Annotated in this window: 13 protein-coding genes; 6 read left to right on the top strand and 7 right to left on the bottom strand. The window is 60.6% G+C overall.

All coding sequences use genetic code 11. The features are described from left to right. Nucleotides 1-98: 98 nt before the first annotated feature. From ACW9JE_RS12140 to ACW9JE_RS12120, 5 genes are all read right to left on the bottom strand, one after another. Complete coding sequence (locus ACW9JE_RS12140) at nt 99-740, bottom strand: helix-turn-helix transcriptional regulator (protein ID WP_224534456.1); 642 nt, start codon at nt 738-740, stop codon at nt 99-101. A gap of 105 nt (nt 741-845) precedes the next feature. Then, nucleotides 846-1,973 carry an NAD(P)/FAD-dependent oxidoreductase gene (locus ACW9JE_RS12135; protein ID WP_457432887.1) on the bottom strand — a complete coding sequence of 376 codons (1,128 nt, stop codon included), beginning with the start codon at nt 1,971-1,973 and terminating at the stop codon, nt 846-848. Nucleotides 1,974-2,198: 225 nt separating this feature from the next. Beyond that, complete coding sequence (locus tag ACW9JE_RS12130) at nt 2,199-3,146, bottom strand: ornithine cyclodeaminase family protein (protein WP_224534452.1); 948 nt, start codon at nt 3,144-3,146, stop codon at nt 2,199-2,201. Nucleotides 3,147-3,273: 127 nt separating this feature from the next. Next, on the bottom strand, nt 3,274-4,773 hold the full coding sequence (rhlB, locus tag ACW9JE_RS12125; protein ID WP_457432886.1) for an ATP-dependent RNA helicase RhlB: 1,500 nt from the start codon (nt 4,771-4,773) through the stop codon (nt 3,274-3,276). A gap of 111 nt (nt 4,774-4,884) precedes the next feature. Then, nucleotides 4,885-5,541 carry an alpha/beta hydrolase gene (locus ACW9JE_RS12120; protein WP_224534433.1) on the bottom strand — a complete coding sequence of 219 codons (657 nt, stop codon included), beginning with the start codon at nt 5,539-5,541 and terminating at the stop codon, nt 4,885-4,887. Nucleotides 5,542-6,010: 469 nt separating this feature from the next. On the opposite strand from ACW9JE_RS12120, the gene ACW9JE_RS12115 reads away from it, so the two are divergent. The 4 genes from ACW9JE_RS12115 (at nt 6,011) to ACW9JE_RS12100 (ending at nt 10,190) form a co-directional block, all read left to right on the top strand. Beyond that, nucleotides 6,011-7,042 carry an amino acid ABC transporter substrate-binding protein gene (locus ACW9JE_RS12115; protein ID WP_224534432.1) on the top strand — a complete coding sequence of 344 codons (1,032 nt, stop codon included), beginning with the start codon at nt 6,011-6,013 and terminating at the stop codon, nt 7,040-7,042. A 65-nt stretch (nt 7,043-7,107) separates the two neighbouring features. Further along, nucleotides 7,108-8,289, top strand: coding sequence for an amino acid ABC transporter permease (locus ACW9JE_RS12110; protein WP_224534430.1), 1,182 nt, complete (start codon nt 7,108-7,110; stop codon nt 8,287-8,289). A gap of 10 nt (nt 8,290-8,299) precedes the next feature. Next, a complete protein-coding gene (locus ACW9JE_RS12105; RefSeq protein WP_224534419.1) occupies nt 8,300-9,397 on the top strand; it encodes an amino acid ABC transporter permease in 1,098 nt (365 codons plus the stop codon). Between the two features lie 28 nt (nt 9,398-9,425). Then, a complete protein-coding gene (locus ACW9JE_RS12100; protein WP_016771581.1) occupies nt 9,426-10,190 on the top strand; it encodes an amino acid ABC transporter ATP-binding protein in 765 nt (254 codons plus the stop codon). Nucleotides 10,191-10,383: 193 nt separating this feature from the next. Here ACW9JE_RS12100 and ACW9JE_RS12095 read toward each other — a convergent pair whose 3' ends face one another. Together ACW9JE_RS12095 and ACW9JE_RS12090 are read right to left on the bottom strand one after the other, a co-directional pair. Then, the gene (locus tag ACW9JE_RS12095; RefSeq protein WP_224534417.1) at nt 10,384-10,863 is read right to left on the bottom strand and encodes a type II toxin-antitoxin system MqsA family antitoxin; all 480 of its coding nucleotides are present in this window, start codon (nt 10,861-10,863) and stop codon (nt 10,384-10,386) included. Further along, the gene (locus tag ACW9JE_RS12090; protein ID WP_224534416.1) at nt 10,860-11,171 is read right to left on the bottom strand and encodes a type II toxin-antitoxin system MqsR family toxin; all 312 of its coding nucleotides are present in this window, start codon (nt 11,169-11,171) and stop codon (nt 10,860-10,862) included. The genes ACW9JE_RS12095 and ACW9JE_RS12090 overlap by 4 nt, the downstream gene beginning before the upstream one ends. 164 nt (nt 11,172-11,335) lie before the next feature. Here ACW9JE_RS12090 and ACW9JE_RS12085 point away from each other — a divergent pair, with 164 nt between their 5' ends. Together ACW9JE_RS12085 and ACW9JE_RS12080 are read left to right on the top strand one after the other, a co-directional pair. After that, nucleotides 11,336-11,995, top strand: coding sequence for a FadR/GntR family transcriptional regulator (locus ACW9JE_RS12085; protein WP_457432885.1), 660 nt, complete (start codon nt 11,336-11,338; stop codon nt 11,993-11,995). Continuing rightward, nucleotides 11,985-13,286, top strand: coding sequence for a CynX/NimT family MFS transporter (locus tag ACW9JE_RS12080; RefSeq protein ID WP_224534412.1), 1,302 nt, complete (start codon nt 11,985-11,987; stop codon nt 13,284-13,286). The genes ACW9JE_RS12085 and ACW9JE_RS12080 overlap by 11 nt, the downstream gene beginning before the upstream one ends. Nucleotide 13,287: the final 1 nt, after the last annotated feature.

Here is a 13,287-nt window from a genome sequence, read left to right as displayed (position 1 = left end):
TGATCTGTGTGTACACAAATTTTGTGTTCGACACAGAACAAATGTGGGAGCGGGCTTGCTCGCGAAGGCGTCAGACAAGGCAACGCAAATTCCAGGGTCTACCCCTTCAATTCCTTCAAATGCTTGTAAACCGTCGCCCGCCCCATGTTCAGCACATTGGCCACATAGTTCGACGAGCTTTTGCCTTTGAACGCGCCTTCGGCATGCAGGGCCAGCACCAGTTCGCGTTTGTGATCGCGGGTCAGCAGGTTCAGGCTCAGCTGGCGTTCGCGCAGCCAGGCGTGGAGGAAGGTGTTGATCCGCTCCTGCCAGTCATCGCGAAACAGCGCGTCCGGTTGCGGGATCAGCTTGGTCGGTGACAGGAACAGGTCCAGCGCGGCCTTGGCATTCTCGAACAGCGAAATATTCAGATTGATGCACAGCACGCCCAGCGGATGACCTTCGCTGTCGCGCAGCACGGTGCTGACGCTGCGAATATTCTGACCATCCCAGTTGAGCTTTTCGTACGGCCCGATGTTTCGTTCGTCGACATCGTCGCTGAGCATGTCTTCCAGCGCCGAATCGTCGCCGATCACCCGCTTGGACAGGTTGTTGGCGATGTAGTCGACCTTCTGCGTGCGCAGGTCGTGCAGCACCACCTCGGCGTGGGGGAAGAACAGGGTGGCGATGGCATCGGCGATCGCCCGGAAGTTATCCAGGGCGGCGTCGCTCAAGGCCGGGTCTTTTTCGGGTGCGTTCATGCAGGGGGCTCCGGGCAGCATCAGCGCCCCGTGGAACGGGGCTCTGAAAGTGTGCCGCAATCGTGTCGGCGCGTCACGCGAGGCTGGCTCAGGTGATGGCAGCGATCAGCTCAGGCGAGCGGGGGAAAGCATCTCGGCGCTCAGGCCGAAACGGGTCAGTTGCTCAGGCAGCGCATCACCGCGAACCAAAGCTGCGCTGGCCTGGCCCATGGCTGGCGAGGTCTGGATGCCGTAACCGCCTTGCGCCGCGACCCAGAACAGGCCCGGCACCTGTGGATCGAAACCGGACAGAAGATCGCCGTCGCTGACGAAGCTGCGCAACCCGGCCCAGGTGCGGGTCGGACGGCGGATGGTCAGGGTGGTGGCTTCTTCGATCTGGTAGATGCCCATGGCGATGTCCAGCTCTTCAGGCTGCACGTCGTGAGGCTCGACCGGGTCGGCGTTGGCCGGTGAGCCGAGAAACATGCCGGCGTCTGGCTTCATATAGAAGGACTCGTCGAGGCTGACCAGCATCGGCCAATGGTGAATGTCCACTCCCTCGGGGCCGGCGAAGATGAAGGCCGCGCGACGCTTGGGTTGCAGGCCCAGCGGGCGGGCGCCGGCGAGTTCGCCGATCTTGTCGGCCCAGGCGCCGGCGGCGTTGATGATGATCTTCGCGCTGAAGGTGCCAGTGGAGGTCTGCACCTGCCACAGGCCTTCGGTATTGCGGGACAAACCCTGCACTTCGCAGTCGGTATGCACTTCGCTTTTGTTGCGGCGGATGCCACGCAGGTAGCCCTGATGCAGGGCATCGGTATCGATGTCGCTGGCGGTCGGATCGTAGAGCGCGCCGTGGACTTTCTCCCGACGCAGGATCGGTACCAGCTCGCAGGCCTCGTCGACGCTGAGTAGTTGCATCTCGGGCACTGTGGACTTGGCGCTTTGGTATTGGCTGTTCAGCTCGTCCGGATCGCCGGTGAAGTCCACGGTCATCTCACCGCGTGGGGTCAGCAGCGGGTGCTCGCAGAAACCGCTGGGCGGGGTGTCGAAGAAATCACGGCTGGCCAGGGTCAGGGCGCGTACCTGGGGTGTGCCGTAGGCTGCGGTGAACAGCGCCGCCGAGCGCCCGGTGGAGTGATAGGCCGGGTGCGACTCGCGCTCGAGCACAACCACGCGCCCGTGCTGCGACAGCCAGAAACCGGTGGAAGCGCCGGCAATCCCGCCGCCGATGATGATGAAGTCTGCCTGGCTCATGAACGTCTCCTGATGGGGCGTGATGCCAAAATTATGAACATTTCCCGGGTGAGGGCGCGGCCTTTGTGGCGAGGGGGCTTGCCCCCGTTCGGCGGCGGAGCCGTCGCAAAACCGAAAAACGCGGTGTACCTGAAAAAACGAGTTGGCAGGTTTTGGGGCGGCTTCGCCACCCAGCGGGGGCAAGCCCCCTCGCCACAAGGATGTATGCCTGCAGTAGGTATCTGTTTAGCGCTGCAAACGGTAAATGGCATTCGCCAACGCAATATCTTCCAGCCCCAAACCAATGGAGCGAAAGAACACATGCCGGTCATAAGCCGGGCGCTGCACTTTTTCGCTGAGCAAATCCGGCAGATCGCCGAGGATCGCGCTCTTGTTCCAGCCATGCTGTTCGCCGGCAATCAGCATTTCCCCGGCCGAGCCCGGGGTAGTCACGCGGTAGTCGCAGAACACCTGCATGTCGTTGAGGCTCTGCGGCGGTACTTCGTGGGCGCGCGGGGCGTTGGTGCTGATGGAAGTAATCAGCGCTGGCTTGCTCAAAATGGACGGGTCGATCACCGGTCCTGCGGACGAGGTGCACAGCATGATCACATCCGCATCGGCCATCGCCACTTCACGACTGTCGACGATATTCAAACGCGGATCGAGGTTTCTGATCTGCGTCTGCTCCTCGGCGCTGCTCTCGCTCAGCCCCGGCGAGTAAATGCTGATGCTCTGCCAGTCACGCAGACCCTTCACATAATGCACATGGGCCTGGGCCACTTTGCCGCTGCCGATGATTGCCAGGCGCGAGGCCTTCAGTGGTGCCAGGGCATCGATGGCCACGGCAGTGGTCGCGGCGGTGCGCGCTATGGTCAGCTCACCGGCATCGCACAACAACAGCGGCTGGCCCGTCTGCATCGACATCAACAAAGTCCAGGCCGTCACCAATGGCCCCTGTTCGCGGACGATGTAAGGCGAAGTCTTGACCCCGTACACGCCATCTTCCGCCAGCACGCCCAAGTAATTGATGAAGTCGCCAGCCCCTTGTGGAAACTCCACCAGTTGCTGCGCCGGCTGCACCGCTTGCCCGGCGGCCAGGTCGCGGAACAGTTTGCGCAGGATCTGAGGCACGTCGACCTGGGCCAGCAACTCGCGGGCCTGAGGTTGGGTGATCACGTAGGGGGTGCTGGACATGGTCGACTCCGGAAGCGGTTTATAAACTAATTTGTCCATTATGGACTTTTAGATCTGTCTCGCAATATCCGGGCGAAAAAAAAGCGCAGTCCGTTTCCGGTCTGCGCCTCTTTTTACACCGTGTCCGTTATGGACGTTTGCGCTCAACCGCCCGCAACAGATGGGTCGGCGGCATTTCGCAGCTGATCTTCTTGCCCAGCATCTCTTCGATGGCCGGTAGCTGGTAGGAGTCGTCTTCACCGGCAAAGCTGATGGAAACACCGTCGGCACCCGCACGACCGGTCCGGCCGATACGGTGCACGTAATCGTCCGGCACTTCCGGCAGGGTGAAGTTGATCACGTGGCTGATGCCGTCGATGTGGATCCCGCGACCCGCCACGTCGGTAGCCACCAGCACGCGGATCTTGCCTTCGCGGAAACCTTCCAGAGTCTTGATGCGCTTGTGCTGCGGCACGTCGCCCGACAGTTGCGCGGCGTTGATGCCGTCGCGCACCAGGCGTTCCTCGATGCGCCGCACTTCATCCTTGCGGTTGGCGAACACGATGACCCGCTCCCAGCCATTGTCGTTGACCAGGTTGTAGAGCAGTTTGTACTTGTCGGCACCGGCCACCGCATAGATGTGCTGCTCGACGTTGTCGCTGGCAACATTGGTGGCTTCGATCTCGACGATGGCAGGATCGGTGGTCCACTGCTTGGCCAGGTTCATCACGTCTTCGGTGAAGGTCGCGGAGAACAGCAGCGTCTGGCGTTCGGACTTCGGCGGCGTCTGGCGAATGATCTGGCGCACTTGCGGGATGAAACCCATGTCGAGCATGCGGTCGGCTTCGTCCAACACCATCACTTCGACCATGTCCAGGTGCACGTCGCCGCGCTGGTTGAAGTCCAGCAGGCGGCCAGGCGTGGCCACGAGGATGTCGCAGTGACGCGCTTCGAGGTGCTTGAGCTGCTTGTCGAAATCCATGCCGCCGACGAACGTCATGACGTTCAGGCCCGTGTACTTGGTCAGGTCCGCGGCGTCCTTGGCGATCTGCACTACCAGCTCGCGGGTCGGCGCGATGATCAGCGCCCGTGGCTCGCCCATGTAGCGCTCTTTCGGCGGCGGAGTCTGCAGCAGCTGGGTGATGATCGAAATCAGGAACGCGGCGGTCTTGCCGGTGCCCGTCTGGGCGCGGCCGATGGCGTCTTTGCCGGCGAGGGTGAAGCCCAGCACCTGCGCCTGGATCGGCGTGCAATAAGGAAAGCCCAGGTCCTGGATGGCATGCATCAGTTCCGGGGAGAGCTTGAAGTCGTGGAAGCGGGTCTTGCCTTCCTGGGGCTCGACGACGAAACCTTCGAGTTTCCAAGGGATCACCGGGGCCTTGGGCTTCGGTTCGCGGCGTGGTTTGGCGGGTTTCGGCGTTTCGCTGCGTGGCTGCTCGGGGGCAGTGCTTGCCGCAGGTTGGGCGGCTGGAGGACGCTTTGGCTCACGTTGCGGTTCGTCTTTCGGTGCCGCTGCAGGAGCGGTCCGGCCAGGCTGATTACCGTCGGTGCGGTGGCTGGGCTGGTGAGACGGAGCGCTGGGGGCTGGCGCGAGTTGCTCAGTCTCGCTTTTACCGAACATTTTCTTGAGTGCTTTGAGCACGGTCATCTCATCAATTGGTTAAGGAATGTACGCCGGCCAGTGTAATGCAAGAAACGGGCGCGGCGTAGTGGGGTGGATCAAAGGGCGCTTTTAAACACAAAAACGCCGGTAAAACGTTTAGCGCAAACGTTCAGCAAGCCACACACCGATGTCGCGAATTTCCTCGGGTAACACTTCGTGGGCCATTGGGTACTCCTGCCATGTCACGGTGACACCATGGGACTTCAAATACTCATAAGCGGTGCGCCCCATCGAGTTTTGCACCACGTCGTCGTATTGACCGTGCAGCGACAGCACCGGAATACGCTGCTGGCTGGCGGACAGTTCCAGCTCATCGCTGAAGGTCGGGGCGTAGGTGGAGAGGGCAAGTACGCCACCGAGCGGGCCCTGCCATTTCAGAAACGCGGTGTGTAACACCACCGCGCCGCCCTGGGAAAAACCTGCCAGAAAAATCCGCGAGGCGTCTATTCCGCTGGCTCGCTGTTGTTCGATCAATTCGATGATGCGATCGGCGGAGGCTTCCAGCTGATCACGGTCGATCGCCCGCGCCGGGCTCATGGCCAAAATGTCGTACCAGCTCGGCATCTCGTAACCGCCGTTGATGGTCACGGCGCGGGTCGGTGCCTGGGGCAATACGAAGCGGGTGGTGGTCAGGGTTTCCTGCAGGGCTTCGGCCACCGGCAGGAAGTCGTAGCGATCGGCGCCCAGGCCGTGCAGCCAGATGACGCAGGCGTCTTCTGTCTTGGCGGGGTGAAGAATCAAGGGCTCGGACATGTCTGCTCCAATTGTGTGCGTGCGCTCTCATTAAGTGCGGGGCTCGAGGGCGCGTCTGGTTGATCAGTTACGAAGATGTCGCAAGGTTACAAGTTTTGCTATTGACCTGTCGCTTTCCCGCTTAAATGGTCGGTGTGGTACGGGCCTTGCTATAGGGGAGCTGGTACGAAGATCCCACATCTGGCGGTAACACTATCAGGCCATTTTTGGCGGTGGGATAGCAAAGAATCCGGTGATGGATGTTCGCCACAGGCCGCTACGGGCTTCGCGAACGTGAAAGGGCTACAGCCCGTTCGGCCGATTGGTGAGAAGTGAGTTGTCCATTATGTGGATTTTCTCCTACTAGACTCATAGCTACGGTCTCTACGTCGGTTGACCCAACAACAAGCCAACACGGGTCGACAACGCCTCAAAAGGGTGCGGCAGGACTCACGCTCCGACACAACAAGAGCAAAACTGGAGGTTTTGAATGAAGATGTTGAAATCCACCCTGGCCATCGTGACTGCAGCAACAGTACTCGGTGTCAGCGGGTTCGCTCAGGCGGGTGCAACCCTGGATGCAGTGCAGAAGAAAGGTTTCGTGCAGTGTGGCGTCAGCGATGGTCTGCCAGGCTTCTCGGTTCCGGACTCCACCGGCAAGATCGTCGGTATCGATGCTGACTACTGCCGCGCTGTGGCCGCTGCCGTGTTCGGCGATGCGACCAAGGTCAAGTTCAGCCAGTTGAACGCCAAAGAGCGTTTCACCGCCCTGCAGTCGGGCGAGATCGACATCCTGTCGCGTAACACCACCATGACCAGCTCCCGCGACGCCGGCATGGGTCTGAAATTCCCGGGCATGATTACCTACTACGACGGTATCGGCTTCCTGGTGAACAACAAGCTGGGCGTGAAGAGCGCCAAGGAACTGGACGGCGCGACCATCTGCATCCAGGCCGGTACCACCACCGAGCTGAACGTTTCCGACTACTTCCGTGGCAACGGTCTGAAATACACCCCGATCACTTTCGACACCTCCGATGAAAGCGCCAAGTCGCTGGAATCCGGTCGTTGCGACGTGCTGACCTCCGACAAGTCCCAACTGTTCGCCCAGCGCAGCAAGCTGGCCGCGCCGAAGGACTACGTGGTTCTGCCGGAAACCATTTCCAAGGAGCCTCTGGGCCCGGTCGTGCGTAACGGCGACGACGAGTGGCTGGCCATCGTGCGCTGGGTTGGCTACGCCATGCTCAACGCTGAAGAGGCAGGCATCACTTCCAAGAACGTGGAAGCCGAAGCCAAGTCCACCAAGAACCCGGACGTCGCTCGTCTGCTGGGTGCCGACGGTGAATACGGCAAAGACCTGAAAGTGAAGAAAGACTGGGTTGTGCAGATCGTCAAGCAGGTCGGCAACTACGGTGAAGTGTTCGAGAAAAACCTCGGCAAGAGCACTCCGCTGGAAATCGACCGCGGCCTGAACGCGCTGTGGAACGCTGGCGGCATTCAATACGCACCACCAGTGCGCTGATGGTTCTATCACCCGGCAGGCCAACTGCCGGGTGATGTTCTGTTCCATTATTACCGGGGCACTTCATGCAAAATTCAATCGGCGCACCAAAGCAGAGGCTCAGCCTCAGCGATCCTAAAGTGCGTGCGTGGCTCTTCCAGATCATCACCATTGTCGCGGTGGTCTCGATGGGCTGGTACCTTTTCGACAACACCCAGACCAACCTTCAGCACCGGGGCATCACCTCCGGTTTCGACTTTCTGGAGCGCAGTGCCGGTTTCGGCATCGCTCAACACCTGATCGACTACACCGAAGCGGACAGCTATGCCCGCGTGTTCGTCATCGGCCTGCTCAACACCTTGCTGGTGAGCTTCATTGGCGTGATTCTGGCGACCATCCTGGGCTTCATCATCGGCGTGGCCCGTCTTTCGAAAAACTGGATCATCGCCAAGCTGGCGACCGTCTATGTGGAGGTTTTCCGAAACATCCCGCCGCTGCTGCAGATCCTGTTCTGGTACTTCGCGGTGTTCCTGACCATGCCGGGACCGCGCAACAGCCACAACTTCGGTGACACCTTCTTCGTCAGCGCCCGTGGCCTGAACATGCCGGCCGCAGTGGCAGCCGACGGTTTCTGGCCGTTCGTGATCAGCGTCGTGGTGGCTATCGTCGCCATCGTGCTGATGAGCCGCTGGGCCAACAAGCGCTTCGAAGCGACCGGCGAGCCGTTCCACAAGTTCTGGGTCGGCCTGGCGTTGTTCCTGGTGATCCCGGCACTGTGCGCCCTGGTCTTCGGTTCGCCCGTTCACTGGGAAATGCCTGAGCTCAAGGGCTTCAACTTCGTCGGTGGCTGGGTCCTGATCCCGGAACTGCTGGCACTGACCCTGGCGCTGACCGTGTACACCGCGGCGTTCATCGCCGAGATCGTGCGTTCGGGCATCAAGTCCGTCAGCCACGGCCAGACCGAAGCGGCGCACTCGCTCGGCCTGCGCAACGGTCCGACCCTGCGCAAGGTGATCATCCCGCAAGCCCTGCGCGTGATCATTCCGCCGTTGACCAGCCAGTACCTGAACCTGGTGAAAAACTCCTCCCTGGCCGCCGGTATCGGTTATCCGGAAATGGTCTCGCTGTTCGCCGGTACCGTGCTGAACCAGACCGGGCAGGCGATCGAGGTGATTGCGATCACCATGAGCGTGTACCTGGCAATCAGTATCAGCATTTCCCTGCTGATGAACTGGTACAACAAGCGCATTGCGCTGATCGAGCGGTAAGGAAAAGCGCATGAGCACTCATACTTTCAAACCTGACATGCCGCCACCGAGCAGTAGCATCGGTATCGTGGCGTGGATGCGCGCGAACATGTTCTCCAGCTGGCTCAACACCCTGCTGACTCTGTTCGCGTTCTATCTGATCTACCTGGTGGTTCCGCCAATCATCCAGTGGGCGATCCTCGATGCCAACTGGGTCGGCACCACTCGCGCCGACTGCACCAAGGAAGGCGCCTGCTGGGTGTTCATCCAGCAGCGTTTCGGCCAGTTCATGTACGGCTACTACCCGCCGGAACTGCGCTGGCGCGTGGACCTGACCGTGTGGCTGGCGGTCCTCGGTGCGGCACCGCTGTTCATCTCGCGCTTCCCGCGCAAAGCGGTGTACGGCCTGTGCTTCCTGGTGCTGTACCCGATCATCGCCTGGTGTCTGTTGCACGGTGGCGTGTTCGGCATGCCTCAAGTCGCGACCAGCCAATGGGGCGGCCTGATGCTGACCCTGGTGATCGCCACCGTCGGTATCGCCGGTGCGTTGCCGCTGGGGATCGTTCTGGCGCTGGGTCGTCGTTCGAACATGCCGGCGATTCGAGTGGTCTGCGTGACCTTCATCGAATTCTGGCGCGGCGTGCCGTTGATCACGGTGCTGTTCATGTCCTCGGTGATGCTGCCGCTGTTCCTGCCTGAAGGCATGAACTTCGACAAGCTGCTGCGGGCGCTGATCGGCGTGATCATGTTCCAGTCGGCCTACGTGGCCGAGGTGGTGCGCGGCGGTCTGCAGGCGATTCCGAAAGGGCAGTACGAAGCGGCCGCGGCGATGGGCCTGGGTTACTGGCGCAGCATGGGTCTGGTGATCCTGCCGCAAGCCCTGAAGCTGGTGATCCCGGGCATCGTCAACACCTTCATCGCGCTGTTCAAGGACACGAGCCTGGTGATCATCATCGGCCTGTTCGACCTGCTCAACAGCGTCAAGCAAGCCGCCGCCGACCCGAAATGGCTGGGCATGGCCACCGAAGGCTACGTGTTCGCCGCCTTGGTGTTCTGGATTTTCTGTTTTGGTATGTCGCGCTATTCCATGCATCTGGAACGCAAGCTCGACACAGGCCACAAGCGCTAAGTCGCTACCTAATTTAGGAAGTTTTCCGATGAGCGAAGCAATCAAGAAGCCTGTGGGCCCTGAAGGCATTATTCAGATGCAGGGCGTGAACAAGTGGTACGGCCAGTTCCACGTGTTGAAAGACATCAACCTCAACGTCAAGCAGGGCGAGCGTATCGTGCTGTGCGGTCCGTCGGGTTCGGGCAAGTCCACCACCATCCGCTGCCTCAACCGCCTGGAAGAGCACCAGCAGGGCCGCATCGTGGTCGATGGCGTGGAGCTGACCAACGATCTCAAGCAGATCGAAGCGATCCGCCGTGAAGTCGGCATGGTGTTCCAGCACTTCAACCTGTTCCCGCACCTGACCATTCTGCAGAACTGCACTCTGGCGCCGATGTGGGTACGCAAGATGCCCAAGCGCAAGGCCGAGGAAATCGCCATGCATTACCTGGAACGCGTACGCATTCCGGAGCAGGCGCACAAGTACCCGGGGCAACTGTCCGGCGGTCAGCAGCAACGTGTGGCGATTGCCCGCGCGCTGTGCATGAAACCAAAAATCATGCTGTTCGACGAACCGACGTCGGCACTCGACCCGGAGATGGTGAAAGAGGTTCTGGACACCATGATCGGCCTGGCCGAAGACGGCATGACCATGCTCTGCGTGACCCACGAAATGGGCTTCGCCCGCACCGTGGCCAACCGCGTGATCTTCATGGACAAGGGCGAAATCGTCGAACAGGCCGCGCCGAACGACTTCTTCGACAACCCGCAGAACGATCGCACCAAGTTGTTCCTGAGCCAGATCCTGCATTGATCGGCACTTGGTAACGAAACTGGTAACGAAATAAACCCGGACCTGGTCCGGGTTTATTTTTGCCTGACGAATACGCAGAACCCTGTAGGAGCGAGCATGCTCGCGATGCAATTCGGAACACTGCGGGGTGTCAGGTGCCCAGCGTCTTCGTTGACGACCATCGCGAGCATGCTCGCTCCTACAGGTGACGGTGTCAGGTGGTGAGGGTTTCGTGTTCTTTATGCACGATGCTTTTCGAACCCCGCAAATCCGCACCTTCAGCCAGGGATTTCGCATCGACCAGTAAGTGCGGATACCGATCGAGCAGGCGCATCAGCAATACCAACGTCTTCGGCGCTAGCACCTCGCCGCGTTCATAACGGGAAAACGCGTTATGCCCGCCGCCGGAAAGCAGCAGGACTGCTTCCTTTTGCGACAAATTCAGCTTGCGGCGGATCTGCTTCATTTCGTTGCCAATCATCCGTCTGGCGGCAATGACCAATTCATCACATGCGTCTGAATATCGCTCTGCGGAATCCGGATCGTGTATGACTTCCCCGCAGGCTTGGCATTCCCAGCCAGACAAGTCATCCAGCCGACGCTCCATGCCTTTGACGATCATGGTTTCACCACGACCTTCGAAGTGCGTCATCCCGTCACTTCTACCACAACTGAAGCATTGTTTTGTTTTCATGATTTTCTCTCCTTGAAAGAGATCACCGGAGGTTCGCCGTCTGTGCAGCAGGTCACCTTGATGTAGATCTCCAGACCACACGTATGAGCGTGATAGACGTCCTGCCAGACTCTGTGATCGTCATAGGTGGTCATCGATTTGTACAACATGTCGCGTTCCAGTCCGAAGACAGCTTCCTGCATTTCCGTGATGCTGAAACCGAGATCCCTGGCGTTTCCCCTCGCCGTCTTTGTGAACGCCTTTATCCCCAAACGCCGCACATCCGCCTTTATCAACGCGAGGTTGTAATGAGGTGTTTTCTTTTCCATAAGAAACTGAACCCTGTCCCTGAAATTACCCTTAAAGGGTAATTTTGACTAATCGAAAATCCCGCTCTTTTCCCTCTCACTGACCGTAGGCAGTTGCCGTCCTACTCGGAGCTGATTACCCTGTAGGAAAATTCATCCTATGATTGGATGAAAGGGCGAATCCAATGTCAGAAATTTCTCCACTAGTAAAAAGATCCCTGGTCGACCAGGCCCTGGATCAGTTGCGCCAGCGCATCAACCAGGGTGTATGGGTGGTCGGTCAGCGGCTGCCCACCGAACCCGAGCTGTCTGCCGAGCTGGGCATCAGCCGCAACACCGTGCGTGAAGCCATGCGGGTGTTGGCGTTTTCCGGGTTGATCGAGATCCGTCAGGGCGACGGCAGTTACTTGCGGGCGGTGGTCGATCCGCTGGATACCGTGAAAGTGCTCTCACAGTGCTCGCTGGAACATGCGCGGGAGACCCGGCACATCCTCGAGGTCGAGGCGATTGGCCTGGCAGCCTTGCGCCGGACCGAGGAAGACCTGGTGGCCTTGCGCCAAGCGCTAGGCGTCAGCGGCAGTCACTACCACGGCGATCTCGACACCTACATCGCCTGCGATCTGGTGTTCCACCGGCGCCTTGTCGACGCTGCGCACAACCCCACCCTCAGCGAGCTGTATCGCTATTTCTCCAGCGTCGTCGGCGAGCAATTGCGCCACTGCCTGAATGTCACCCCGCGGCGTCAGGAAGTGTTCGACCTGCATATCGAACTGCTCGATGCCGTCGAGCAACGGGACCCCGAGCGGGCCAAAGCCTTGTCGAGGCAGTTGATCAATGAACCTTGAAACCGAGAACACCATGTCCAGCAACCAGACTCCCCATTCCAAACGCACGGCGGAACTCGATGAGTTGCTGATCGACGCCGAGGCCGATGACGCGCAGGTGCAGCAAAACCATCCGGTCCTGCGCCGGCCATGGCTGCTGTTGCTGGGGCTGATTCTGGTGGCGCTGAACCTGCGCCCGGCGCTGTCGAGCATGGCGCCGATGCTCAGCGAGGTGTCGAAAAGCCTCGGATTGTCGGCGTCCCAGGCCGGTTTGCTGACGACTCTGCCGGTGCTCTGCCTTGGCCTGTTCGCGCCACTGGCGCCGGTGCTGGCGCGACGTTTCGGCGCCGAACGCGTGGTGCTGGGCATTCTCCTGACGTTGGCCTGCGGCATCATCCTGCGCAGTTCCTTCGGGCCGATCGGCCTGTTCGCCGGCAGCGTGCTGGCAGGTGCGAGCATCGGCATCATCGGCGTGCTGCTGCCGGGCATCGTCAAGCGCGACTTCCCGAAACAGGCCGGCACCATGACCGGCGTCTACACCATGGCCCTGTGCCTGGGCGCGGCGATGGCGGCGGGTGCGACCGTGCCGTTGAGCGAACACTTCGATAAAAGCTGGGCCTTGGGCCTGGGCTTCTGGGTGGTTCCGGCACTCGCCGCGGCGATTTTCTGGCTGCCGCAAACCGGTCAGAAACACGGCTCGCATCAGGTCGCCTATCGCGTGCGCGGCCTGCTGCGCGATCCGCTGGCCTGGCAGGTGACGCTGTACATGGGCCTGCAATCGTCCCTGGCCTACATCGTGTTCGGCTGGTTGCCGTCGATCCTCATCGGTCGCGGCCTGACCCCGACCCAGGCCGGTCTGGTGCTGTCCGGTTCGGTGATCGTTCAGTTGATCAGCTCGCTGGCCGCGCCCTGGCTGGCCACACGCGGTAAGGATCAACGCCCGGCCATCGTGGTGGTCATGGTAATGACCCTCGGCGGTCTGTTCGGTTGCCTCTACGCACCGATCGAAGGCCTGTGGGGCTGGGCGATTCTGCTTGGCCTGGGGCAGGGCGCCACATTCAGCCTGGCCTTGACCCTGATCGTGCTGCGATCGCGCGATTCCCACGTGGCGGCCAACCTGTCGAGCATGGCCCAGGGCTTCGGTTACACCCTGGCGTCCATGGGCCCGTTCGCGGTGGGCATCGTCCACGACTGGACCGGCGGCTGGAACGCCGTGGGCTGGATCTTCGCTGTGCTCGGCCTCGGCGCCATCAGTGCGGGGCTTGGCGCCGGGCGTTCGTTGTATGTCCAGGTGGTCAGCGAGAAGGTCTGAG

Source organism: Pseudomonas sp. SDO55104_S430 (assembly GCF_054070595.1).
This window is presented reverse-complemented; position numbering and strand designations above follow the sequence as displayed.